23 protein-coding genes are annotated in these 25043 nt (G+C 37.7%); 6 read left to right on the plus strand and 17 right to left on the minus strand.

Annotation, left to right across the window (positions count from 1 at the left end; genetic code table 11):
• Nucleotides 1–1640: FIDD domain-containing protein (locus QPK98_RS14665; protein WP_494337533.1), on the minus strand; the 1640-nt coding region annotated here is incomplete at its 3' end.
• 301 nt (nucleotides 1641–1941) lie between these two features.
• On the opposite strand from QPK98_RS14665, the gene QPK98_RS14670 reads away from it, so the two are divergent.
• The 5 genes from QPK98_RS14670 to QPK98_RS14690 all read left to right on the plus strand — a co-directional run bounded on the left by QPK98_RS14670 (nucleotide 1942) and on the right by QPK98_RS14690 (nucleotide 7313).
• Entirely contained in the window at nucleotides 1942–2856 is a 915-nt protein-coding gene (locus QPK98_RS14670) for a NifU family protein (protein WP_310994219.1), read from the plus strand.
• 236 nt (nucleotides 2857–3092) lie between these two features.
• Nucleotides 3093–3293, plus strand: a complete 201-nt coding sequence (locus QPK98_RS14675; RefSeq protein ID WP_310994220.1) for a dodecin family protein — start codon at nucleotides 3093–3095, stop codon at nucleotides 3291–3293.
• 72 nt (nucleotides 3294–3365) lie between these two features.
• A complete protein-coding gene (locus QPK98_RS14680) occupies nucleotides 3366–5480 on the plus strand; it encodes a thioredoxin domain-containing protein (RefSeq protein WP_435373104.1) in 2115 nt (704 codons plus the stop codon).
• 5 nt (nucleotides 5481–5485) lie between these two features.
• Complete coding sequence (locus tag QPK98_RS14685; protein ID WP_310994222.1) at nucleotides 5486–6331, plus strand: mechanosensitive ion channel family protein; 846 nt, start codon at nucleotides 5486–5488, stop codon at nucleotides 6329–6331.
• 280 nt (nucleotides 6332–6611) lie between these two features.
• Nucleotides 6612–7313 carry a hypothetical protein gene (locus QPK98_RS14690; protein ID WP_310994223.1) on the plus strand — a complete coding sequence of 234 codons (702 nt, stop codon included), beginning with the start codon at nucleotides 6612–6614 and terminating at the stop codon, nucleotides 7311–7313.
• Between the two features lie 8 nt (nucleotides 7314–7321).
• Here the strand turns inward: QPK98_RS14690 and tsaB are convergent, their stop codons facing one another.
• From tsaB to cyoE, 15 genes are all read right to left on the minus strand, one after another.
• Nucleotides 7322–7981 carry a tRNA (adenosine(37)-N6)-threonylcarbamoyltransferase complex dimerization subunit type 1 TsaB gene (tsaB, locus tag QPK98_RS14695; protein WP_310994224.1) on the minus strand — a complete coding sequence of 220 codons (660 nt, stop codon included), beginning with the start codon at nucleotides 7979–7981 and terminating at the stop codon, nucleotides 7322–7324.
• A complete protein-coding gene (locus tag QPK98_RS14700) occupies nucleotides 7981–9261 on the minus strand; it encodes an efflux RND transporter periplasmic adaptor subunit (RefSeq protein WP_310994225.1) in 1281 nt (426 codons plus the stop codon). Before QPK98_RS14700 ends, tsaB begins: the two co-directional genes overlap by 1 nt.
• A 2-nt stretch (nucleotides 9262–9263) precedes the next feature.
• Nucleotides 9264–10595, minus strand: a complete 1332-nt coding sequence (locus tag QPK98_RS14705) for a TolC family protein (RefSeq protein WP_310994226.1) — start codon at nucleotides 10593–10595, stop codon at nucleotides 9264–9266.
• 113 nt (nucleotides 10596–10708) lie between these two features.
• A complete protein-coding gene (locus QPK98_RS14710) occupies nucleotides 10709–11869 on the minus strand; it encodes an efflux RND transporter periplasmic adaptor subunit (RefSeq protein WP_310994227.1) in 1161 nt (386 codons plus the stop codon).
• 28 nt (nucleotides 11870–11897) lie between these two features.
• Nucleotides 11898–13160, minus strand: coding sequence for an ABC transporter permease (locus QPK98_RS14715; protein WP_310994244.1), 1263 nt, complete (start codon nucleotides 13158–13160; stop codon nucleotides 11898–11900).
• 1 nt (nucleotide 13161) lies between these two features.
• Nucleotides 13162–14406: an ABC transporter permease gene (locus QPK98_RS14720; RefSeq protein ID WP_310994228.1), complete on the minus strand. Its 1245-nt coding sequence runs from the start codon at nucleotides 14404–14406 to the stop codon at nucleotides 13162–13164.
• The gene (locus tag QPK98_RS14725; protein ID WP_310994229.1) at nucleotides 14399–15106 is read right to left on the minus strand and encodes an ABC transporter ATP-binding protein; all 708 of its coding nucleotides are present in this window, start codon (nucleotides 15104–15106) and stop codon (nucleotides 14399–14401) included. Before QPK98_RS14725 ends, QPK98_RS14720 begins: the two co-directional genes overlap by 8 nt.
• Before the next feature lie 297 nt (nucleotides 15107–15403).
• Nucleotides 15404–15640 carry a hypothetical protein gene (locus tag QPK98_RS14730; protein ID WP_310994230.1) on the minus strand — a complete coding sequence of 79 codons (237 nt, stop codon included), beginning with the start codon at nucleotides 15638–15640 and terminating at the stop codon, nucleotides 15404–15406.
• 68 nt (nucleotides 15641–15708) lie between these two features.
• Nucleotides 15709–16236 carry a DUF420 domain-containing protein gene (locus tag QPK98_RS14735; RefSeq protein WP_310994231.1) on the minus strand — a complete coding sequence of 176 codons (528 nt, stop codon included), beginning with the start codon at nucleotides 16234–16236 and terminating at the stop codon, nucleotides 15709–15711.
• 2 nt (nucleotides 16237–16238) lie between these two features.
• Nucleotides 16239–16862, minus strand: a complete 624-nt coding sequence (locus tag QPK98_RS14740; protein ID WP_310994232.1) for an SCO family protein — start codon at nucleotides 16860–16862, stop codon at nucleotides 16239–16241.
• Nucleotides 16863–16983: 121 nt separating this feature from the next.
• Nucleotides 16984–17631: a hypothetical protein gene (locus QPK98_RS14745; protein WP_310994233.1), complete on the minus strand. Its 648-nt coding sequence runs from the start codon at nucleotides 17629–17631 to the stop codon at nucleotides 16984–16986.
• 188 nt (nucleotides 17632–17819) lie between these two features.
• Nucleotides 17820–18209, minus strand: coding sequence for a cytochrome C oxidase subunit IV family protein (locus tag QPK98_RS14750; protein WP_310994234.1), 390 nt, complete (start codon nucleotides 18207–18209; stop codon nucleotides 17820–17822).
• A gap of 18 nt (nucleotides 18210–18227) precedes the next feature.
• Entirely contained in the window at nucleotides 18228–19211 is a 984-nt protein-coding gene (locus QPK98_RS14755) for a cytochrome c oxidase subunit 3 (RefSeq protein ID WP_310994235.1), read from the minus strand.
• Between the two features lie 46 nt (nucleotides 19212–19257).
• Nucleotides 19258–19839: a cytochrome c oxidase subunit 3 gene (locus tag QPK98_RS14760; RefSeq protein WP_310994245.1), complete on the minus strand. Its 582-nt coding sequence runs from the start codon at nucleotides 19837–19839 to the stop codon at nucleotides 19258–19260.
• A gap of 97 nt (nucleotides 19840–19936) precedes the next feature.
• Nucleotides 19937–20830: a heme o synthase gene (cyoE, locus tag QPK98_RS14765; protein ID WP_310994236.1), complete on the minus strand. Its 894-nt coding sequence runs from the start codon at nucleotides 20828–20830 to the stop codon at nucleotides 19937–19939.
• 735 nt (nucleotides 20831–21565) lie between these two features.
• Between cyoE and QPK98_RS14770 the strand changes: the two genes are divergently transcribed.
• Complete coding sequence (locus tag QPK98_RS14770; RefSeq protein ID WP_310994237.1) at nucleotides 21566–22561, plus strand: IS110 family RNA-guided transposase; 996 nt, start codon at nucleotides 21566–21568, stop codon at nucleotides 22559–22561.
• A 91-nt stretch (nucleotides 22562–22652) separates the two neighbouring features.
• Here the strand turns inward: QPK98_RS14770 and QPK98_RS14775 are convergent, their stop codons facing one another.
• Nucleotides 22653–24752 (minus strand): gliding motility protein RemB, encoded by a 2100-nt coding sequence (locus QPK98_RS14775; protein ID WP_310994238.1) that lies wholly within the window; start codon nucleotides 24750–24752, stop codon nucleotides 22653–22655.
• Nucleotides 24753–25043: the final 291 nt, after the last annotated feature.

Consider the following 25043-nt stretch of genomic DNA (forward strand, 5'->3'; position numbering starts at 1 on the left):
TCAAGCTCGGTGTAGTGATAGGTGACCGTAAGGGTGGGGTCGCCACCGGTAATGTCATCGTCTGCGGTGTGCAAGAAGAAGTCTGTAAAACCATTGCTGTCGTCGTCGCAGGCGATTAAGGGGTCTGGGGTGGGGTTGATTGTGGGGGGAGTGTCTAAAATAATCTCAAAATCAGTGGTTTCAAAGCAATCTGGATCTTGGTTACTTTCTACACGTCCATAAATAGTTGTAGAAGCAGCGGCAACTGTGTATGGCTGTGGAAATGGATTATTTCCTGAGTTAGCATCACCAGGATTGTCGTGATACGTAACAGAGAACGACAAAGGAGCCTGTCCGTTTAGAATAATACTATTAAAAGATGCTTCAAGATTGATCGGTTCTTGTCCGTTTTCATCTTGATCGCATATATAGTGTGGTGTTGCTGGCTGGGTAGCTTCAACAGTTGCAAATGAAATCTCAAAGGAATCTACCGCATAGCAACTGCCCGATGGGTCTTCAATTCGCACCCAAATTATTTCTGAAGTACCAACAATAGGATACGCGTTATCAGGATCAATTTCACCTACACCAGTTTCAGCAGCCAATTGATCGTGGTGATATGTAACGGGGAAGTTCGCTCCTTGTCCACCCCGCACCACGGCATTGTTTTGGGTTAAATCAAAAATTCCTGGCCCTGTACCATCATCACATTGATTCAGGTCTAATGGTGGGCTGGCGATAACCGCTTCTGATGGTACTGAAACCCTAATTTCATCAGTTACAACCACTTCTTCCCCATTACAGCTTGTGTAGGTCGCTTTTGCAGTATATATTTCTGAACCATTTGGGCACACATTGATTGTTGGATCCGTTCCAATAACATTACCTGCTGCATCCAACCACTCAAAAGTTACTACACTAGGGCCAGCTGGATAAAATCGCCAAGCTTCATTCTCTGCAGTCCAAGGCGAATCGGAGGTGTTCCTTCCAGGAGGAACATGAGCAACAGTTCCCGCATTATTTTGAATTCCCAAGGCAGCATTACCGCTGTTCCAAGTACATGTAGGTTTATTTTTTATATATATATCAACTATATTCGTTGTTTCATAGAAAACTACCATTTGGGTAGACTTTTCACTGCAACCACTGCCAAATAGGGGAACTTCATAATAAGAAAGCACTAAAACTCTATTAGGCGCAGCACCAATAACCTCATACCCAATCTCTTCATTACCTGGTTTAGTTGGATCAAGATCGTGCACCGGCGTAAAAACATTGGCCTCAGATAAGGCAGCCTCTGTATTGTTGGGCAAATCTCCGTCGAAACTCCAAGCATTAAAAGTGTTATTAGGGTCTACATCAAAAGTAAGGACACCATTTGACCCTACTTGAAATTCGTTTCGTATTGAACCAAAAAAGCATAAATCAAAAGGCAAGTCTTCAACCCCAGACCATCTATCATCTACATCTGGGTTCATAGAATTTGCCAATCCATTAAAGGGAAACGGAGGGTTATAGAAAATTTGTCCAACTGTATAAGTGCTTGTATCGCCGATATCAAAAAATTCCGCGGTTATATCTGTGCAAGTATCACCACAGGCTACAAACTTATCCGGTCCTGCATCCACATAAGGGTTTCCTGGAACTTGCGAAAAAGACATCGTTATACTAAAAACAAGAAAAATGAAACTTAAAAGTTTCTGGGAATAATGATGATTCATGATTTTTGAAATATGTAGGGCGAAAATTAAGAAAATTTTATGAATACTCTTGCCCCTATTCTCTTAAAAGAAATGGTAATTGCCTCGAATTATGATCAAAAAACACTAAAAGTCCAAAACAGAGCCTTCAGAATCAAATTTTAACAAAAAAAATACAGCTTGGGCTACCTGAGATTTCTTTTATAATTCGCAACAAGCCTATTCCACAATATTCTTTAGTATTTTTACAAAAAACAATAATATGTCTAAAAATCATATAGAAATTTTGGAGACTTCAAATAGCAATATTGTTAAGTTCACTGCAAATTCACTCTTAACAAGTTCCACAAGCTATGAATTTAAGAATATTGACGAAGCTACGCCAAGCCCACTTGCGCAACAGCTTTTTTACTTGCCATTTGTAAAAACAGTTTTTATATCGCATAATTTTATTGCAATTGAAAAATACGATATCATTGATTGGAAAGATGTGCAGGATGAAGTTGCAGCATCAATTTTAGCCTATCTAAATGCAGGAACACCAGTGATTACCGAAACGACTACGGCTACTTCAAGAAAGCTTCCGGTAACTATTTATGCGGAAGTGACCCCCAACCCAAGTGTAATGAAGTTTGTAGCCAGTAAATCATTGAGCAAAGAGATCCTTGAGTTTAAGGATGTAGCCGAAACCAATACTTCACCTTTGGCAAAAGAACTCTTTAAGTTCCCTTTTGTAAAGGAAGTATTTATCAGCTCCAATTATATTTCGGTAATGAAATACAATATGATAGGCTGGGAAGAAATTTCAATGGAAATCCGTGAGTTTATTAAAAAATATATTGAAGACGGAAAGCCTATAGTTGTTGATGCGGCAAATTCAGTAGAAAACAAGACAATAAACAATGATAGTATAAATGAACCTACAAGAGCTTATTCTGCCCTTGAAAAGGAAATTATCAATATTTTAGACGAGTACGTTAAACCAGCAGTGGCAAAAGATGGAGGTAATATCCTCTTTAAGAGTTTTAACGAGAGCACTAAAACGGTAGAAGTTGTTCTTCAAGGAGCTTGCAGCGGCTGCCCATCGTCTACAATGACGCTTAAAAACGGAATTGAAGCTATGCTAAAGGAATTGCTCAAAGGGCAAGTAAAAACCGTAGAAGCAATAAATGGGTAACGCCTAACACCTTAATAATAGTAAGAATCAAAAACCAGAACACGATGTTCTGAGTATTTTTCAGGTTCGTATTTAACGTTTTCTAGACGTTTTATCACTTATTAATTCATGGCATTGAATAGTGCTTCGGAAAAATCCACTGACAAACCCTTCGCTTTTAACTTAATTTTTAAAGTTTTGGTTTCTTATAATTGTATATTAAGCCTTTAATTAATTAACATAAAAAACAATAAATTATGGCAGTATTAAAAGTAGTCGAAATTTTAGCTAGTTCAACAGAAAGTTGGGAAGACGCAACAAGAAACGCAGTTAAAGAAGCTTCAAAAACCGTAAAAAATATACGCTCGGTTTATATAAACGAACAAAGCTGTATGGTTGATGGCGAAAATATCACCCAATTTAGAGTAAATGTTAAGATTACGTTTGAAGTAAGATAATTTTCTCACTGAAACAATAAAAATACGCTTTTGGCACTTCAAAAGCGTATTTTTGTTTTTCTATATAAAGTTATGCGATCTGTAATTGCATTTTTAGTTATAATCTCGATTTTCGGATGTACTTCCTCAAAAAACGAAAATTTGAAAACACACGCCTTTACTAACGATTTAATTAATGAGTCTAGCCCGTATCTGTTGCAGCATGCTCATAATCCTGTAAACTGGAGACCTTACGGCAAAGACGCGTTATTACAAGCAAAAAAAGAAAAAAAGCTAATGATTATCAGCATTGGCTATGCGGCTTGCCATTGGTGCCATGTTATGGAGCACGAAAGCTTTGAGGACAGTACCGTTGCGGCCGTAATGAACAAAAATTTTATTCCGGTAAAAGTAGATCGAGAAGAACGACCAGATGTTGATCAGGTTTATATTAATGCCGTTCAGCTTATGACTGGGAGCGCAGGTTGGCCATTAAATGTGGTTACACTCCCTGACGGCCGGCCTGTTTGGGGCGGAACCTATTTCAGAAAAAAAGATTGGATCAATGCCTTAGGCCAAATTCAAGAGGTGTATAGGGAAGAGCCGGAAAAGCTTATTGCTTATGCCAACCGACTTGAAGCCGGTATTAAAAGCATGGATTTAATAAGCCTTAACACCGAGGATGTTGATTTTACCGAATATCCTACTGCCGAAATCATCGAAAAATTAGCTACAAAATTCGATGCCAAAAACGGTGGCTTTAGAGGAGCCCCAAAGTTCATGATGCCTAACAATTATGAATTTTTACTTCGATACGCCAACCAAGAGGGCAACACTAATTTACAAGACTACGTGAACCTCAGCCTAAAAAAAATGGCGTTTGGCGGTTTGTACGATCAGGTGGGCGGCGGCTTTGCGCGCTATAGCACCGACGAAAAATGGCATATTCCACACTTTGAAAAAATGCTTTATGACAATGCACAGCTTGTAAGCCTTTACAGCAATGCGTATTTGGTAACAAAAGACCCCCTCTACAAAGAAGTTATTGAAGAAACTCTAGCATTTATAGCACGTGAGCTAACAAATGATGAAGGTGGTTTTTACTCCTCTTTAGACGCAGATAGCGATGACGAAAGCGGGAGTTTAGAGGAGGGTGCTTTTTACGTTTTTACTTCGAAAGAATTGCAGCAACTACTCAAAGACGACTTTCCTATTTTTAAAGAATATTATAATATAAACAGCTACGGGAAGTGGGAAAACGAGCATTATGTGCTAATTAGAAAGAAAACCGATACTGAAATAGAAACAGCATTCAATATTTCTTCCGAAGCACTTCAAGAGAAGAAAAAACACTGGAAAAAAACCTTATTATCCTATCGCAACAAAAGACCAAGACCAAGACTGGACGATAAAACGCTTACCTCATGGAATGCGATGATGTTAAAGGGGTATGTAGATGCTTATAAAGCATTGGGCCATCAAGAATATCTAGATATTGCCTTAAGTAACGCAAATTTTATTTCAGAAAAACAATTGCAAAAAAATGGAGCGTTGTTTCACAATTACAAGGAAGGAAAAAGTAGTATTAATGGTTTTTTAGAAGATTACGCCTTTACTATCGAAGCTTTTGTAGAGCTCTATCAAGTAACTATTGATGAAAAATGGTTAGACCTATCAAAGAGAATGACTGACTACACCCTGACAAATTTTCTTGATGATGAAAAACATATGTTTTACTTCACTTCAAAAGAAGACCCAGAAATCGTAACTAGAAGTTTTGAGTATCGCGATAACGTAATACCCGCTTCAAATTCGGTTATGGCCAAAAACCTTTTTATACTTTCCAAATACTTTGAGAACACTAGGTTTGATACTATTTCGCATCAAATGCTTAAAAATGTTGTTTCAGAAATTGAACAATACCCCAGCGGTTTCACCAATTGGATGGACTTGCTGCTAAATTTTCAAAATGATTTTTACGAAGTAGTAATTATAGGGAAAGAAGCTTCAGAAAAAATTAAAGAAATAAACAATAATTACTTTCCAAATATTATCATTGCGGGAAGTGAAGAAGAAAAAGATGGCGCGTTATTTGCGAACCGCTATGTGCCACAGGAAACATTAATTTATATATGCGTAAACAACGCTTGTAAATTACCTTTAAATAACACAAAAACAGTAATTAAAACTCTAAACAAAAAACAGTAACATTTATGGAAAAATTAAAAGACTTGGATATTTATATCGAAAAGTATGGTCAAAAATTAATCGACTTTATACCTACCTTAGTTGGTGCAGCATTAATGTTGTTAATAGGAATGTGGGTGATAAAACTAATTAATGGTCTGGTACGAAAATATTTTAATAAAAAGGATTACGATATAACTTTAGAAAATTTTATCGCAAGTTTAATCAACTGGGGCCTAAAAATTATGCTCTTCGTATTGGTGATAACCCAATTAGGAGTTAAATCGGCCTCCTTGGTAGCCATCATTGGTGCTGCTGGTCTTGCCATAGGCTTGGCTCTACAAGGCTCTCTGGCTAACTTTGCTGGCGGGGTATTGATTTTATTGTTAAGACCTTTTAAGGTGGGGGATTTTATTAGCGCCCAAGGTGTAGATGGAACGGTAAAAGATATATCTATTTTTAATACCGAAATCAATACATTTGGAAATCAGCTTGCTGTTATTCCTAACGGGAAATTGAGCAATGACAAGATCACAAATTATTCCGCAGAAAACATTAGACGTGAAAATTTAGCGTTTGGAATAGGCTATGACGACGATATTAAGAAAGCCAAAGACGTGCTGATGAATTTGGTTATGGAACAAGAAACGGTATTAAAAACGGAAGACAAAATGCCTATGGTTGTAGTTGCCGAGCTAGCTGATAGTTCTGTAAATTTAAGTTTACGCTACTGGGCTAAAAATGAAGATTTCTGGGACCTAAGATGGTTAGTTTTAGAAGAAGGAAAAGCACGATTAGAAGCTGCTGGTATAAGCATTCCCTTTCCGCAGCGTGATATTCACCACCATAATCTAGAATCAATTAATAAGTAAAAATTGTATTGCTTGAAAAAAAGAGTTATATTTAATCATTAGTGTCCGACAAAGATGTACGACCGCTTCGCTAAACGACATACGACTATAATTGTAAGGTCCTGATAATCAGGTTAATTTCATTATACATATGTTTAAAATGATTATCCTTTATTGGAATCTCAATAGCAAGGTATTATATTTTAATGATATTCTAATAGCTTACTATTGTTGAAACAAGTGGTTTTTTAATTATTTTAATCGGACACTACTAATATTTAATTGAACTAAAACTTTTAAGATGAAAAAAATAATAATAACAGGGCTTCTTGCACTTTTTGCAGTATCGGCCTTTTCTCAACGAAACATGTCTTATTACAGCGTTTATGAACGCACTATAGATATTAATCAAAAGTCTTTGGCTTTTGGTTTAACCGAAGCTGAGTTTGATGCAATAAAAGATGAAGCTTATGCAAACCCAAATTTTATTAAAGGTAGTATTTTTCAGGAAGACGAATTAATAAAGTCTGACGTTCTGATGCGATACAATGCGCATGCAGACGAGATAGAGATTAAGAAGAATAGCTACACAGAAAACTACAGCGCCATGGTAAAAGATCCAGATATATTTGTTAAAATTGGCGCTGACTTGTACATCTTTGTTCCTTATAATGGGAGTAATGAAAAAGGTGGTTACTTTAATGTACTAAGTGATGGCGAAACTTATGACTTGTATAAAAAAACAACTTCTGTTTTTAAGGAACCTCAAAAAGCCAAAACAAGTTACGACAGAGCAACTGGCCCGTCTTTTGACAAATCTGTGACCTACTATCTAGTTCAAGATGGAACGTTTTTAGAAATGCCAAGCAAAAGGTCTAAAGTGCTAAAAGTAATGAGTGCTAAGAAGAATGAGGTAAAAGCCTTTATAAAAGACAATAAACTTGATGTTGATGAGGAAAATGACCTTATTAAAGTGGTCACTTATTTTGATTCACTTTTATAAGCAAAAAGTTATTTAGACATAAACTCCTTTAAATAATAAGGTTCAAAATAAGCGACATCTTCTATGTCGCTTATTTTGTATTTAGCCTCTGCTAAGCCTACCATATTGGCAGCAGTTGGAAACTTTCCGTTAAGAAAAACGGCATTTTTATGATTGCATAAGTCTGTAAACTTGGCAGCTCCATCACCTAGGAAAAGCGTTTTTGATTTTTCTAAGTACTCCTGAAATGAATTTTCGTTTAAAATTTCGGCTTTGGTTTCTCGCACCTGTTCCTTTTTTGAATTGAAAACAGCGGAATAGACCTCCATTCTTCTAGCATCTAACAAAGGAATTACAAAACAATCTTCGCACTGGGCATGTTGCGCTAAAACAGCTAAAGTTGAGATGGAAAGTAATGGTATATCTAGTGCAAAACAAAGCCCTTTTGCGGCCGAAACCCCAATACGAAGCCCCGTATAAGAACCCGGACCTTTACTAATGGCAATTGCATCTAGATCGTTTTTACCCAGGCCAGATTCATTTAAAACTTCGGCAATAAAAACGTGTAGTTTTTCGGCATGCGAAAACTTTCGGTTATTCTCTTCACGAATTGCTTTAATAGTTCCATCAACTGCAACGGCAACAGAGCAATTGGTTGTAGCTGTTTCAAGGCATAGTATATTGGGCATTACTTTTTACTTTTATCTTTTCCAGATTCGGCAACCTCAACCTTGTCCCCTTCTTTTAAAAGCTTAGTAACGGTATTGTAAGGACCCGTAATTACGATTTCTCCTTCCTCTAATCCAGAAATTATTTCAATATTGGTATCGTCTTGTATTCCAGTTTTTACAACTCGTAGTTTTGCTTCTTCCCCATCCTTGAGGTAAACCGCTTCAAATTTTTCGGTATTGGCATTGGCAATAGCGCTTGTGGCAGGTTTTTTTGAATCTGAAGTATCGGTCTTTACCACAATAGCACTAATGGGAACTCCAATAATCGCTGCTTTTTTATTGGTAATAATATCTACAGTAGCTGTCATTCCCGGTCTAAATGGGGAGTAACTGTCGGGTTTGCCCTCCGTTAAATCTTGATATGATGTAGGAAGAATACTCACTTTTACCTTAAAGTTGGTAACCTGATCTGCGGTCAAGGAACTTTCTGCACTATTAGCAATTGCCGTAACCACTCCCTTAAACTCACGCTTTAAATATGCATCTACCTCAACTTTTGTAGAATCTCCTAAGGAAACTTTTACAATATCGTTTTCATTTACATCTACCTCCACTTCCATTTTTGATAGGTTTGCAACACGCACAATTTCGGTACCTGCCATTTGTGCAGTTCCTACTACGCGTTCCCCCAACTCTACGGAGAGTTTAGAAATGGTTCCGCTCATAGGAGCATAAATCGTGGTTCTGGTAAGATTATCGACTGATTGCTTCACATTGGCCGCGGCACTCTGAACACTATAGTACGCTGCTTTTGCATTGGCTTTTGCCATGTCGTAATCGGCAACAGATTTGTCCCATTCAGATTTTGAAATCACTCCCTTTTCAAATAGCGCCTTGTTACGCTCATAGTTTAGTTTGGCGTTTTCCTCACTGGCTTCTGCCTGTGATAATTGCGCCCGAACATTCTGTAATCCAGCTTGAGATTGACTTACCGCAGCTTGAATAAGATCGGGGTTTATCTTTACTAAGAGATCTCCCTTTTCTACGGTTTGGCCTTCTTTAACGGGAAGTTCAATAATTTCACCAGATACTTCGGAAGAAAGTGCAACTTCTACTTCTGGCTGAATTTTTCCGGTTGCGGCAACGGTCTGGGTAATATCTATGGGCTGTATTTTTGATACTTCCACTTCCCTATAATCACCAGACTTACCAAACCATCCAGCTTTTTTGCCGCCAATAAGCAAGACTAGCAGCAGCACAATTACAACAGAAATCCAGATAAGTGTTTTTTTCTTCATATCTAAAATTTTAATTCACTAGGAGCAACACCAAAATATAACTCGAGAACTTTTAGCTTAAAAATATATTCAAATTTCGTCCGGTTTACCTCAATTTTCGCATTGTCGAAACGCAATTTTGATTGGCTAAAATCGAAAGCATTTGTCAAGCCCACATCATATCTATCTTTTGCATATTGGTAGGCTAACTCCTGAGATTCTAGTGCCACGGAAGCAGCTTCATAAGCTTTTAAGGCGCCATTGGCATCAACATAAGCTTGGTATACATTAGATTCCAAATCAAGTTGCGCCTGTTCTAATTGGTACTCCGTATTCTTTAATTGAACCTTACTGCGCTTTACGCTACTGCGTACAGCAAAACCGTTAAAGATAGGAACATTTAGTTGTAAGCCATAGCCAATTCCGTCATTGAGGTAGAGTTGTTCAACAAAGTCTCGATCTAATGGGTCGTTATCTGCATAACGGGTGTTATACCCAAAGAATGCGGAAAGGCTTGGATAATAGTTTCCACGGGCAATCTGGACATCCTTTTTGGCCATTTCTACATTTTTTTCTGCAATCTTTACTTCGGCACGGGTTTCTTTAGCACTTTCAATTATTTCATTAACATCCTTATCGGCAATGCCTCCGTCGATAATAGTATACTCTTGGTCTGCAATATCAAAAGTTGAATAATCTTTTATCAACAACAATTGCGCTAGGCTAATCAGGGAAATTTCGACTGTATTTTGTGCAACTGCAATTTTTTGCTTTTCATTGGCATCGGTTGCTTTAATTTCCAGTAGGTCGCCTCGTGGAAGTACGCCCGCATCAACAAGATCATTGGTTCTAGTTAATTGCTTAAGGGTTACCTCATTTTGTGATTTTGCTACCTCCAGATTGGCTTTATTCAGCAGTACCTGTAAAAAAGAATTTGCCACCGCCAAGGCGATATCATCTTTCATTTTATCTAAACGATATTGCGCAGCGAGTTGCGAAAGTTTTGAGCGCTGCAATTGGCGCACATTCTTAAGACCATCAAAAACGGTGTAACCTACATTTATTGCTGCCGATGCAGATCCGAAAGTAGTATTTTCCAACTGGTTGTTGGTTGGGTTAAGACTTAAACCCGTATTTTTAGATGCGTTGGCATTTGCATTTAAAGAAGGAAGAAAATTACCAATGGCCTCAAGTCTATCGGCATCAGTACTTTCCAGATCTAAAGCGCTCTGTTTTACTGAAATGTTATTTTCAAGGGCATAGTTTACACATTCTTGGAGCGTCCACTGCTTTGATTGCGCGTTCATGGAAATGCCGAGTATCAAAAAAAAGAAAGGGATTGCTATCTTCTTCATAAGTTTTTCTATTATTGAATAAGTCTTTTGCTTTGCTATCGCGTTACAAAAAATATAGTTTTTAATTATTTATTGAGGCTTTTACCGAATGGACAGCCTAATATTAAAAATTTTTATCTACCCCCGGACGCAGGTTTTAACTGGTTCCAGACTTTTATTTTGTCATCTTTACTCACACCGTCTTTTACCTCTACATCTATACCGTCGCTAACGCCTAGGGTTATCGCTCTACGCTCAAATTGTTGGTCGCCTACCATTACTTCAACAAAAGGTTCTTGCGTTTTTGGATCATATTGCACTAAGGCTTCCTTAATTGTAAGTACATCATCGGCTTTTGCTAAAATAATAGAGGCATTAGCGCTTAAACCGGCGCGAATAAAGGTTTTAGTGGTGTCTAAATTCTTCATTGTACCTTTAATTTCAAATTGGATAGCGCCATTTTCATCTACTCCTTTTGGTGCAATATAGTCCAATTCAGCATTAAAGCTTTCATCTGGAAGGGCGCCCACGGTAATTTCTAAGGGAAGACCTTCCTTTATTTTTCCAACTTCACTTTCATCTACTTTACCTTCAAAAATCATTTTATCTACATCTGCCAAGGTAGCAATAGTTGTTCCGTCGTTAAAATTATTTGCTTCAATAACTTGGTTTCCAGTTTTTACGGGAACGTCCAATACCATTCCAGAAACGGTGGCTCTGATTTCGGTATTTGCCGAGGCACCTATACCACTTGTGGTTCCGGTTCTAACAATATCGTAATTTTGATTTGCAGCCGTTAAGCCCACTTGTTCTTGCTTCAATCTTTGTTGAGCTTGATCATAGGCAAGTTGGGCATTGTCAAATTCGTTAGCCGAAATAACCCCTTTCTCAAAGAGTTCTTTCTGCCGGTTATACATACTTTTTTGGTTTTCAAAAGCTAGGCGTGCTGTTTCCACTTGCGTTTTCACATTATTGATGTTGCTTTTGGCACTATTTAATGAAGAAACATTTGGAACCACTTTTACCTTTGCTATTAAATCTCCTGCCATGACATTGTTTCCCGCCTCTACAAATATTTCATCTATAATTCCTGAAATATTTGGTTTAATAAGCACCTCTTCCTTAGGAACAATACTACCTGTAGCCACAGTTTTCTTTACTATAGAACCCATTTCTGGGGTCTCTGTTTCATAAACTGTTGGATCTTCCATGTTTTTTGAATACAGCCAGTACATAGAAGCTACAAACAATATTGCTATCGTGGCAAGAATTATTATGGTTTTAGTTTTTTTCATTTGATTAAAATATTCAATTTCAGTTAATTTATTCGGTTCTTAAGGCTTCAACGGGTTTTACTTTTATTGCGTTCTGCGCAGGAATCAAGCCCGCCAGTAACCCTGAAACTATTAAAATGGTCAATGCTATAAAGACAACGCCAACATTTACTGATGGGTTTAAAAACATCATTTCACTGGTATCCATGCCGTCTAATTGATAGTTAACAAGCCAAAGTACTGCAGTTGCCAAGACTATTCCCGCCATTCCGGAAACAATGGTAAGAAAAATTGACTCTAATAATATCTGCGCGCGAATACTCCAAGGAGTTGCTCCCAAGGCGCGCCGAATACCAATTTCCTTGGTGCGTTCTTTTACTACAATAAGCATTATATTGCTAATTCCGATAATTCCAGAAAGTAGGACGAGAATACCAACAAAGTAGGCAACAAAGTTTAATGCTGTAAATAGACCTTGAATTTTTGTAAACTCCTTATAGAGATCAAAGTTACCCACAGCTCTATCGTCATTCGGGTTTATGGAGTGTCGGGTTTTAATAACGTCAAACACCTGCGATTTAAGATTGGTTATTGAAAACCCATCTTTTGCGGTAATTGCCATCCAACCTACAATATCGCCCATATTAAAAGCTTGAGAAAATGAGGTGAAGGGAACATAGATTTCCTTTTGCATTTCTTCTGGGTCGCCATTATTCCCTTTCTTTTTATAGGTTCCTATTACCATAAAATTGACGCCGCTTATCTTTATATACGAACCCAACACTTCTTCGCCTGGAGCATAAAGGGCAGATTGCACGCCACTACCAATAATGGCTACTTTTCGCTTTTCCTTAATATCGGAATAGTTTAAAAACCTACCCGAGGTTATATCCATTGGCTGTTGGTAAATTATTTCGGGATAATCGCCATATACATTAAAAGCACCCGTTTGTAAGCCTCTTACTACATTATTGCTACCACGAAACCCGCCCAATTGGTTTCTTGGCGAAACAAAGCGTAGCCCGGGAACGTTTTGTTTTATTGCGGCTACATCGCCAATTTTAAAATTATATCTGCGTCCTTTTGGTAAGCCTTTATAAGGTTGAGAAACGGTTTGGGTCCACATAAACATGGAATTTGTAGCCAAGCCATTAAAACCCTGTTTTATACCATTTTCCAAACCATTGCCGGCCGCCAGCAAGATCACTAAAATGAATATACCCCAAAGCACTCCAAAAGCTGTCATAACAGTTCTAAACCAGTTACTGCTCAGGGCTTGGATTATTTCGTCCCAACTATCTCTGCTAAATATTTTACTCATCACGCAAAGCTTCTATAGGTTTAATATTTGCGGCTCGATATGCTGGAAAAAATCCTGCAACAGCTCCTGCTATAATTAGAATAACCACGGTAGTAATGGCCACGGAAAAATCTACGGATGGGTTGCTAATATATGCAGTTTCAATTAAAGGCCCCACAAACTCTAATAGTGCCATGCTAAATAGAAGCCCTACAAAACCAGCAATAGCCGTAACAAAAATTGATTCGTGAAGTATCATCCCGATAATAGACCAGGGTTCTGCTCCAATAGCTTTACGGATTCCAATCTCCTTGGTGCGCTCCTTAACAATTATAAGCATAATATTACTTACCCCAACTACTCCTGCAATGATAGTACAGATGCCTACACCCCAGAAAAACCAGCGAATCATATTGTTTAGATCGTAAAACTTTTTTGCGTTTTCTAGTGTATTATTCACATTTACCGCCCTTGTGTCGGTAGGCGAAATAGTGTGTTTGGTCTTTAAATCTGCTTCCAACTGTGCCGAGAATGCTTCTGAAGCGGCTAAGGCATCTTCATATCTGTCGTGCTTTTCAAGTGTAAAAGCCATCGACCTGAGTTTATCTCCCGCATTATAAACACGTTGTGCCGTGGTGAGTGGAATAAAAATTCGGGTTTCTTCTCGTTCCCCTCCGGGATCGGTATATACACCTACTACCTTAAAAATAATATTGCCAATATCAATATATTCGCCAATTGCATTTTTATCCTTAAAGAGGTCAAGATATACTTGGTTCCCAATAACGGCCACTTTTTCAAAATTATGGAGGTCGCTTTGGTTTATATATCTTCCTTTTACCAACGTTTCATTTTCCAAAAACTGATAGTCGCTTCGTACGCCTTCTACCCTATAGCTTCCGTTTTCCTTTTTATAGGTTGTCAATTGGCCCCATCTACTAAAAACACCCGATTTAAGTTCGAGAATCTCTTCATTTTTAGAGGTGGCGAGTTCATAATCGCGATTATCCATTTGTATGCGCCTACCAGGGTTCATTCCTTTATACTCTTCTGAAGTAACGTTTGTCCAAACACTTATGCGGTTTGTAGCGTCGTTTTCAAATTCTTGGGCAACCCCGTTAGACATGCCGTTGCCCATGGCCAAAAGGACAACCAGAATAAAAATTCCCGAAGCTACGGAAAGCCCCGTGAGAAACGTCCGCAGTTTGTTTTTGCGAATGGTATCAAAGATTTCCTGCCAACGTTCCAGGTTAAACATAAGATTCGGTTTTGGCTCGTACTTGGTTTACTTTAGAGTCGTCTATAATCAAACCGTCCTTAAGGTTAACGATACGCTTGGTCATATGGGCAATATCTTCTTCGTGAGTAACGATCAGGATGGTTTTTCCTTCGTCGTTTATGCCTTGGATGAGTTCCATAACCTCATACGAAGTTTTCGTATCTAAAGCTCCTGTAGGTTCATCTGCAAGCAATACTTTTGGATCGCTGGCAAGCGCTCTGGCAATAGCTACACGTTGTTTTTGACCACCAGAAAGCTCATTGGGCAAATGTCCCGCCCAGTCTGCTAGCCCAACTTTTTCGAGGTAATGCATTGATTTTTCAATACGAATATTTCGTTTTACCCCTTGATAGTAAAGCGGCATAGAAACATTGTCTAAAGCCGATTTATAATTGATTAGGTTAAAAGACTGAAAGATAAAGCCCAAAAATTTATTTCGATAGCGGGCGGCAACCTTTTCGTTTAGGTTTTTTATGAGGGTTCCATCTAGGGTGTAAGTACCTTGATCGGCTTCATCTAAAATTCCGAGAATGTTTAATAATGTAGATTTTCCAGATCCTGAAGACCCCATGATAGAGACCATTTCACCTTCAGAAACGGTAAAATTTATGCCTTTTAAAACATGGAGCGAATTTTTGCCCATGTGATATGATTTGTGAAGGTTTTCTATCGCTATCATCCTGAAATATTAATAATGTGCCACAAAGTAAAGCGGAATTGTTCCGTAAAATGTGAAATTCTTGTTAAGGTCTAAGAAACTTTTTTGCGGCGTATTTTTTAATAAGACTTGGTTGGCCTGATTTTGTTACAGCATTTCACTAAATAATTGGACTTAACTGGATTTCTGGATAATTTAAGCTATAAAAAGGCTTTAAACTGAAACAAGTAGCTACTAAACTAGCAAACCTATTCTACTGAAGTATTCAAGTTTTGGAACCATTTTATTTTAAATAGCACTATGGGTAATTTTATAGCTTTACGACAAGCCTTTTTCCCGTGCTTTTTTTCTACTTCGATAAATAGCATAACCAACGCCGCCAATGAGCAAGTAAGGAAAAATCATAAGATAAACAATGCCGTTATTTATACCTTTTGCAGCCTGTCCGCCTTCTTCACTTTCCAATACGGCTCGACACATTGCACATTGAGCCTCTGCGGGTGTTACCGTAAAAAGCAATAAAAGCAGGCCAATAAGAAGAATTTTTGTTTTCATCTCGAATTCAAATTTTTAAAAGTGCTATTCTCTTGCGCACAGTTTTTTGGTTTACAACTCTTTTCCTTTTAATAATACGGCGAAATCATTAGATAAACCACCACTCCACTTATAGCAACGTACAGCCACAACGGGTAGGTAATACGAGCAATTTTTCGGTGTTTGTAAAACTGTCCTGAAATAGCGCGCACATAGGTTATTAACACAAAGGGAATAACCAGAACCGACAACAGAATATGGGTTAAAAGTATAAAATAATAAATGTATTTCCACATTCCCTCACCCCCGTATTTGGTTGAGTCTGACGTCATATGATACGCCATATACATTACCAAAAACAAAACGGAGCAGGTAATTGCTGTTTTCATAAGGCGCTCATGGCCTTTCCGGTTGCCTTTTCTAATTTGATATACAGCCACTATTAAAATAACAGCCGTTAATCCGTTTATTGTGGCATAAATAGGAGGCAAAAACCCCAAACGCTCTACCCCAGGTATTCTTACCGAAAACAATAGTGCCACGGCTATTGGTATAACAATAGACAACAACCATATTAGGGCGGTGTAGTTTTTATTATTTGGTGTGGTAGGCCTCATAATTAAATTAGTTGCTTTATATCTTCAATAAGCATTTGGATTCCCTTATCATCCAGCCCATCATAATAAACAATAGGGTTTCCGTGTTCATCGGCACGTGAGCGGATGTTTCCATCTTGATCAATAAGGGCGAAATACCCAGAATGCTCAAAGCCGCCATCTACTTCGGGAACTTCACCTACGTACAAATTAAAACCTTCATTTGCCAGTTTGAAAATCGAATCCTTCTCTCCAGTTAACAGATGCCATTGCGGCTTTGTAATCGCTTTTTCTTTGGCATATTCTTTTAAAACTTCAGGGGTATCGTGCGTAGGATCAATTGTAAAGGAAGCAATAGCAAGATTTGGGTTTCCTAAGAACTTATCCTGAATTTTTTTCATGTTTTCAGTCATTATCGGACAAATATCAGGACACGTTGTAAAGAAGAATTCCGCAACATATACTTTTCCACTGTAACTTTGATTGGTAATTGTTTTACCATTTTGGTCGGTAAAACTAAAGTCAGGCACACTGCCAACAGTTTCAAGGTCTGGCCCTGCAAAGTTGTTTACAATTTTGGGGATAGCCCAAATTCCGAAAATCAAAATTACAAATGAGATGCCAATGTATGAATAACTTTTTTTCACAAGGAAGTTTTTTAAATTTTATGATGGATTGTTATTGTGATTATTTAATCCTGCCTAATAACTTCTATCATACCGAAAATTACGGACTGAAGCTTATAAAGGCAGTATATTCTTTTTAATCTTAAATATCTCTGTCCGACTTATATTTCTTAAGTGCCCGTCTGTATTCGGCCAAGAGCACTTTTACATCATCGCTCATTTTATTGTTTATTTCAGCAATCGTACTGGAGTCAAAACCGTACAAGATCTTACTATCGTCATCATCTTCTTTTCTGCCGCGTAGGTTTCGCTCCTTGTCTATTATAAAAACATATGGGGTAGATGTATTCGAATCTAATTTTTTGTCTGTTTGTAAGGAGTTAAATACTTTTTTTATTTCAGCCTCGGAGCCAAAGGCAAAAAACCAGGAGTCTAAAGGAGCTATCTGTTGTAACTTTTTTTCAATGGTTTTGGCTTGGCCCTCTGTTCCGTTTGGCAAAAGAATCACAAATTGAAACTCCTTGAAGCTACGATTTTTACCATATATTTTTTGAGCTAAATTATATGCATAGGCTCTGTGTTCGTTAAGATTGCTTCCAAAGAAACCCAAGACTGAAATACGATTTTCCAACTGCACAGGCTCTCCATCATGGGTTTTAAAACCATCCAATTCGGCAACCGTATGGGTTAAAACAGGGAGCGGCTTAAAATAGCTCGTACTCATTGCAAAAAAAATATACGCCGTAATGGGCAGTAGAAACAGAATTCCAAGAACTAAATATTTTTTCATTTCCGCAAATTTTTTACCTATGCAAAAATACAGGCTAAAAGGGGCTTGGGCAATCTTTTATATGTTAATTTTAATTCGGCTTAATGTGAAGCAGAACCGGCAAAATACGTTTTGGTTTTATTCTACAAAATTCAGCCCATAAAAAAGCCCTCACTAAGAGGGCTTATATTATTTATGTTTACTGGATTTTAAAAATCAAATTTGATAAATCCGTTTTTATACACTTCAAAAATGTAATCGCCTTCAATAAGGATAAGCAATACCAAATAAGAAATCAGGAACACTGCTGTCCATACCGCTGCTCTACGCAAACCTTTAGTTTCATCACGCATATGCATAAAGTCCCAGGTAATATAATAAGCTTTAACGATTGTAAGAATAATAAAAATCCAGTTTAATAAGTGTAACGACAGAAAACTGTTTTCTATCAAAAAATCAGGTCTTGTTATCCCCAATGCTACTTCAATTATCGTAACGATTGAAAGAACAACAAAAACGCCCCAAATTTTACTAACGTTAGACTTGAACTTTAGGTTTCCTCTAAAGATTGCTAATTTATGTGCTTGTTCGTGTGCCATTATTTAAAATATTGAAATCTATACCAGATAAAAGAATGTAAATACAAAAACCCATACCAAATCCACAAAGTGCCAGTAGAGTCCTACTTTTTCGACCATTTCATAGTGTCCACGACGCTCGTATGTTCCAAGAACGACGTTAAAGAACACAATACAGTTTAGCAATACTCCAATGGAAACGTGAAAACCGTGAAAGCCTGTAATAAAGAAGAAGAAGTCTGCGAACAATGGATGTCCGTACTCATTATGACGAAGATTCGCTCCCTCAACAACTAGGTTTCCATCGTTTACAAGTTTGGAAACAGACTCATCTCTAGAAAGTACAATATGCTGGCCGTTTTCATCTTTATAAGGGAGCCGAACTAATAGGTCGTTATTAGCTAAAAACCCTGTTTTTACCTGATCAAAGTTTACACTTGTTTGGTATTCCGTATCTTTTTCATACCATACGCCAGCATCTTTTGTCTGCTCAATCCGCGAACTGGTATTAGCACCAGCAAAGTCGCCAATTGCAACACGCTCACCATCGGTATTCAAAAACTGAAGTATCTGTCCGCCATGAGTTTCAACCGCACCATAGTCTCCTTTTATAAAGGTTTTCCACTCCCATGCTTGTGAGCTTAAGAAGACGAACCCTCCAATTATGGTAAGGAACATATAAAACGACACTTTTTTCTTTTGCATTTTATGACCTGCATCAACTGCCAACACCATAGTAACAGAAGAAAAGATCAAAATAAAGGTCATAAAGGCCACATAATACATGGGTGCCTCTACGCCGTGGAGAAAAGGAAAGTGGGTAAATACCTCATCAGCAATTGGCCACGCGTCTATAAATTTAAATCGGGACATCCCATAAGCGGCCAAAAAGCCTGCAAATGTCAATGAATCGGATACGATGAAAAACCACATCATCATTTTGCCATAACTGGCTTTCAAGGGTGCAGATCCACCACCCCAGGTTTTTCCTTCCGTACCTGTTGTATCAACGGTAGCTTCCATAAAAGTAATTTGGTTTTTTAATAAGGTTCAAAAATACGTTTAATTTTTATTTAACGAAATATAAAAACAAAAACAGATAAATCCACACCACATCCACGAAATGCCAAAATGTTGCAGCTAGTTCAACACCAAGGGTTTTACCGTTTTCATACTTCAGTTTATAATGATTATAAATTACAACCAAAAGTGATATAAGCCCCGCAAAAACGTGTGCCACGTGTAATAACACCACCAAATATATAAAAGAAGTGGTTATGCTGCTTGTTGGCCCCGTAAAGTTATAACCGCTTTCAATAATTTCTGAAAAGCCAACAAATTGAAAAACAACAAATAAAACACCCAGGACAAAAGTGGAGGCCAGCAAAAACATTCCAAGTGCATTTTTCTCTTTTCGTATAGCTTTAAGTGCCATATGTATGCTCAAACTACTAATAAGGATTAATCCTAAACTAATGTAAAAAGCCTGCGGGACTTCAAAGCTCGAAATCCAGTCGGGTCGTTCTTTACTCACTACATATGCACTGGTAAGTCCAGCAAAGCTCATGGTTAAACTAATAATACCAAACCAGAGCATATTTTTCTTCGCTCTATTAATTTTCCGCTCCTCAGTTCCCTCAGATAGTTTCATATTTGAAAATTTTTGTGAATCTTGATTGTGCAAGTTCTGTATTTGATGTACAGCACTATTTGCCATAATTTTTTATTTTAATGATTTAACACACACCTTACCTTATAAACTTGTCTGCCACATAGATTATCTGCAACAACGTAATATAACTTACACTGGCTAGCATAAGCTGTTTAGCGGCTTTAGATGTTTTTTCTGTATAAAGCCGAACTGCGTAATAGATTAGACCGACCCCTAAAATCCCTATCAAAACTCCAGAAACTGGAGTCAAATATAGTTTGCCCGTAATACCTAAAACCGGAACCAACGAGGCAAGTACCGTCCATACCGAGTATAAAATAGTTTGTACTGCCGTACCTTTATCGCGCTTTCCGTTTGGAAGCATATAAAATCCTCCTTTTTTATAATCGTCAAAAAGAAACCATCCTATGGCCCAAAAATGGGGGAACTGCCAGAAAAACTGAATCATAAACAAGGTTCCTGGTTCAATTCCGAAATTACCGGTTGCCGCAACCCATCCCAACATAAAAGGAATTGCCCCTGGAAATGCACCCACAAAGACCGAAAGCGGTGTTTTTGTCTTTAAGGGCGTATAAAGACTAACGTACATAAAAATGGAAATGGCGCCAAACATCGCGGTTATGGGATTGATGGCATATAACACGATAATTCCCGCAAGCGTGAGAACAGAAGCAAGAATAAACGCAGCTTGTACGCTCATAGTGCCTGCTGGAAGGGGTCTATTTTTTGTGCGCTCCATTAGCCCATCGAGATCGCGCTCTATAATTTGATTGTACACATTAGAAGCGCCTACCATACAGTAGCCACCTACACATAGTAAAAACAGCACAAAAAAGTCTATAGAGTCAGCACCGAGCAAATAACCAGCCACAGAGGAAAATACAACGCTCACCGAAAGACGCAGCTTTGTTATTTCGGTAAAATTCCTAATAATTGAAGGGGAAGACGATTGTGATTGAGTAACAGACAATTTTATGTTCTTTAAGCGCGGCAAAGATACGCCTACTGATTTTTTTCCACAATACAATATCGATAATCTTATGCTTTTATTTTTAGCATTTTTAGTGATTTGATCGAGTTTTAGGTATAAAAACAATCCTGTCCTAAATATTTAACCTGTTCATTTTTTTACGCACTCTTTTAAATAATAAAATTGGAGTTCGTGAATCTTTGATTTCATTGATGAAAAAATGAATCAAAAAATTGAAAAAAACACTAAATACTATAATACATCCATTAGTGTCCGATTAAAAGAGTGAGAAAATTTGTTGGGTCAAAGATAATAGGCAATTAGAATATCTTTATTTAATGACAGCATGCTATTATACTTAGCATCAAAAATTATCGATTAAAAAGTATGTTTAATCAATTTTATCTAGTTTTCAATCAATTAAAAAGCAAGTCTTACGTCTTATGTCTTTCAGCCTTTAGATTAGCAAAGTTAAAAACAACAATTAAGAAACATGATAGCTTTGATGTTGAAATTTCTTTTTTTGCTTCTTTTTTTCTTTGTTGATAAGTCTTAAATTGTTGATAACCATAAATGAAAAAAGAATGGGGTGAACTTTTCTTTCAGCTAGATTAACGATCTATGCTTCGTATCAGTCCCCATTCTTTTATAACCCGGTTACAAGGACCATATAGAATTTTAGTCTTTACCTATTAAAGGTGTTAGTCAATGTAACCATTTAAACATCGTGAAATTATGAAAATAATGGAAACAGTCGGCATCGACATCAGCAAATTAACCTTTGACGCAAGGGTACATACCTCTCAGGCTTATCAGGTCTTTGACAACGAAACCAAGGGATATCAGGACTTGGTCTCTTGGGCATACAAAAACACTGCCTTTTCAAAAGAGAAAATCATTTTTGTATTTGAGCACACCGGACTTTATTCACATCAGCTATCGGTCTATCTTACATCACGGGATATCCCGTTTTTAATGGTTCCTGGTCTGGAGATCAAGCGTTCCTTGGGAATGGCGAGAGGAAAAGATGATAAGAAGGATGCCACAAAAATCGCTCAATATGCCTATAGATTACGTGATGAAATAGAGCCCAGCAAACTTGCAACTGAGGAAGTAATGAGCCTCAAACGGCTTCTCTCCTTGCGCAAGCGGCTGGTAAAGCAAAGATCTGGCTTCAAGACTTCCCTTAAAGAACAAAAACGGGTCTTGCCCAACAAAGGAAATGAGGTACTTCTGTCCACTCAGGAAAAAATGATCAAATATCTTTCAAAACAAATCGACAGTGTGGAAGAGCAGATGGAAGGGACAATAGGAGAAAGTGAATCTATGTCTCGTAATTTTAAACTCTTGAACACAATCAAGGGCGTGGGGCCGCAAACAGCACTTTTTATGATTGCCTATACGGCCAACTTTACCAAGTTCAAAAACTGGCGTAAGTTTGCCTCCTATTGTGGTATAGCCCCATTCCCTAATTCTTCGGGAACCAGTGTAAGAGGCAAGACAAAGGTTAGTAACCTAGCCAATAAGCAAATAAAAAGCCTGCTGGATCTCTGTGCAAAAACCAGTATACAGCACAACTTGGAAATGAAGAAATACTATAATGAAAGGATAGATGAAGGCAAAAACAAAATGAGCACGATAAATATCATAAGAAATAAAATCGTATCAAGAATGTTCGCAGTGGTGAACAGAAACGAACCTTATGTAGACCTTATGAAATATGCAACTTAATATTTTCGATAAATTAATGTAAATATGTTTTTTTTAATCATAGAATACGCAGCGGTCTTATATCTTAGTCGGACACGACTATATTACATCCTTAAAAATCATTGTACCAATTAAATAAGTCTGTACGGAGCCCAAAGTTTAGCCAAGTGGTCTGGTTTTTAAAAACGGTTTCGGTATCCATCTGCGGATTAAAGTCTCTGTAAATAAAACTTCCATATAATTTTAAGTTGGTGGCAGGGTTAATAATATAGCCAGCTTGTAATTCGGCATGGAAAAAATCGGTGGTATTTCCTTGAGCCAAGGTGTTACCTTCAGTAGCGATCCTATCCTTTTCGGTTCCGTAAATATTACCACCATAAAAGCTCATATCGTCTGGGGTATTAAATTCAAACCCACGTTTTGCAACTATAAATTTTGCATCGCCATAAAACCTTCCTTTTTGATAACGTGCAATTGCAATTATTTCAGAAAAATTAGCTCCCAGCGTATGTGCCATAGACTGGTTGTTATGCCCATAATTTAAAACCACTGTATTGTGCGAGTAGGTATAAGGCCGCACCCTATTGTATTCGGCCTGCAGAAAAAGATTTTTTAAACCAAAGGCATCGTAATATTTTAACCCCAACTGATACCCGGTTTTATTTTTATAACTGCCATTGCCGCCAAAAACATCTGATGTAGAAAACTCATCGATAATAAACTGGCCATAGGCATTAATACGGTCGTTTACCTTATATTTTGCACTGAGCCCAATCAAGGCATTACCACCCCGCGATCCGGTGGAAAACTCAATGGCACGATAGAATATTATTGGGTTTAAGTAATTAACATCGAAACCACGACCATTGTCATTTTGCCAAATTACCGATTCAAACAAACCTATATTTAAGCGCTTGGTAATGTTGTAGCTCAGATAATGGTTGGCCATGTATTTTGTTCGGAACGATCCATTGTCAGTTACTTCGTCGCGAACATCCCGCAATGACATCCAGGTATTTGTATATTTCAACTTCCAGAAGGTAGTATTTATCTTAAAGAACGGATATGGGCTAGCGTTATCACTCATCAACAAGGAGCGATATCCATCGCCTAGAAAAGTTTTTCCATGCCCAAATTGGACATTAAAGTATTTTGAAGGTGTATAGGAAACATGGCCCGTTGCAATGGGATAATCGTAAGAATCGGATTTAAACTTTTTGGCAATACCCCGGCCCGGTATAATAGCAGGGTTTCCACCTGTTGGGCGAATTGATTCGGCATAACGATTAAAATAATCTGCAAAACGACCTTGACTTTCATAAATTACTCCGAAGAAGCTTAGATTCTTCCCTATTCCACCCTGAGTATATACCAAACGGGTGTTGTTGTAGGTATCTATGTTCGCATCAAAATCCTTACCAGCTTGTAAATCTACTCCCGCATCTAAAGTAAGCCAATAATCCTTACCTTTAATAGTCACCAAATGTTCGTTCCATAGCTTTCTGCCCCACCATGAGGACTTTTTCTTTAAAAGTTTATTATTTGCAGCCTCAAAGTTGTAGTATTTATTTACTTCAGAATAAATATAAGGCTTCTGGGCGGTGTGATTGTTTAGGCCTACGCGATTTAAAGAAGCATCAAAGAGGCTGTAATTATGATGAGAAAACGGGATATTAATATTGCTTTGGTATTCTTCGTTGTTAAAAGGAAGGTTTTCAATTTCGTCATACTCATCTGTAAAATCCAGATCCACTTGCTCTTTTTCCTTAGTAATTTCAGATGTCTGTACTATGGTTTCCCCAGGAGCCACTAAAGGAATTTCAACAGGCAAGGTAAATTGAACATAGGCCGGTGCACCATTATAAGTAGCGGGCTGCACTATTGGAAGCGCTTCAAAAACACGACGCGCCTCTAATTTTAATTCATCATACACCCCATCTATATACAGCACCTTAAATCCACCCTTTTTAGTGACCTCAAAAAGAACATTTACAGTTCCATTATAGTTTTCAGCAAAAACAATTTCTGGCACTTTGAAGTTTTGAAAAACAAAGCTCTGCAACGTATGGGTGAAGCAGTTTTCCAAATTAGAAACATCAACATCTTCACACTCCTGAAAAACCGGGAATTTTTCATATTCAATATCCGCCACTTGTGCATTAGAATGTAGCGAAAAGCTATATAAAAGAAGAAGTAGAAGGTATGGTTTCATTTAAGGGGTAACGTATTTATTCGTGAAAGATACAGATTTTTTACAACCACTGAAATCACTAAAAGCATACATTTTTGTAAAAACACTTATAAGCTCTGTTGAATCACTTGGCTAACAAGACAATACGCATCTAAAATCGTTCAGCTTCGGTTTTATTTTCCCAATCCGTTTCGGTTGGGGGAGCCTGCCACACTTGAATGGTTCGAGTTTCTCATAATTCCCATCGGCTGCGGTGGATGCCAAACAACAACAACATCATAGCGTGAAGAAGCTACATTGTTTTCAGAGCAG

Origin of the sequence: Aequorivita marina (assembly GCF_031631895.2) — a bacterium.
In the GTDB taxonomy this organism is placed as follows: Bacteria; Bacteroidota; Bacteroidia; order Flavobacteriales; family Flavobacteriaceae; genus Aequorivita; species Aequorivita marina.

Coding starts and splice junctions, on each gene's coding strand:
- QPK98_RS14755 (WP_310994235.1), bottom strand. CDS start 19,211: ATGGAAGCTACCGTTGATACAACAGGTACGGAAGGAAAAACCTGGGGT.
- QPK98_RS14735 (WP_310994231.1), bottom strand. CDS start 16,236: ATGAGGCCTACCACACCAAATAATAAAAACTACACCGCCCTAATATGG.
- QPK98_RS14725 (WP_310994229.1), bottom strand. CDS start 15,106: ATGATAGCGATAGAAAACCTTCACAAATCATATCACATGGGCAAAAAT.
- QPK98_RS14750 (WP_310994234.1), bottom strand. CDS start 18,209: ATGGCACACGAACAAGCACATAAATTAGCAATCTTTAGAGGAAACCTA.
- QPK98_RS14770 (WP_310994237.1), top strand. CDS start 21,566: ATGAAAATAATGGAAACAGTCGGCATCGACATCAGCAAATTAACCTTT.
- QPK98_RS14705 (WP_310994226.1), bottom strand. CDS start 10,595: ATGAAGAAGATAGCAATCCCTTTCTTTTTTTTGATACTCGGCATTTCC.
- QPK98_RS14685 (WP_310994222.1), top strand. CDS start 5,486: ATGGAAAAATTAAAAGACTTGGATATTTATATCGAAAAGTATGGTCAA.
- QPK98_RS14680 (WP_435373104.1), top strand. CDS start 3,366: ATGCGATCTGTAATTGCATTTTTAGTTATAATCTCGATTTTCGGATGT.
- QPK98_RS14690 (WP_310994223.1), top strand. CDS start 6,612: ATGAAAAAAATAATAATAACAGGGCTTCTTGCACTTTTTGCAGTATCG.
- QPK98_RS14700 (WP_310994225.1), bottom strand. CDS start 9,261: ATGAAGAAAAAAACACTTATCTGGATTTCTGTTGTAATTGTGCTGCTG.
- QPK98_RS14775 (WP_310994238.1), bottom strand. CDS start 24,752: ATGAAACCATACCTTCTACTTCTTCTTTTATATAGCTTTTCGCTACAT.
- QPK98_RS14670 (WP_310994219.1), top strand. CDS start 1,942: ATGTCTAAAAATCATATAGAAATTTTGGAGACTTCAAATAGCAATATT.
- QPK98_RS14720 (WP_310994228.1), bottom strand. CDS start 14,406: ATGTTTAACCTGGAACGTTGGCAGGAAATCTTTGATACCATTCGCAAA.
- QPK98_RS14675 (WP_310994220.1), top strand. CDS start 3,093: ATGGCAGTATTAAAAGTAGTCGAAATTTTAGCTAGTTCAACAGAAAGT.
- QPK98_RS14760 (WP_310994245.1), bottom strand. CDS start 19,839: ATGAAACTATCTGAGGGAACTGAGGAGCGGAAAATTAATAGAGCGAAG.
- QPK98_RS14730 (WP_310994230.1), bottom strand. CDS start 15,640: ATGAAAACAAAAATTCTTCTTATTGGCCTGCTTTTATTGCTTTTTACG.
- tsaB (WP_310994224.1), bottom strand. CDS start 7,981: ATGCCCAATATACTATGCCTTGAAACAGCTACAACCAATTGCTCTGTT.
- QPK98_RS14745 (WP_310994233.1), bottom strand. CDS start 17,631: ATGAAAAAATATTTAGTTCTTGGAATTCTGTTTCTACTGCCCATTACG.
- QPK98_RS14710 (WP_310994227.1), bottom strand. CDS start 11,869: ATGAAAAAAACTAAAACCATAATAATTCTTGCCACGATAGCAATATTG.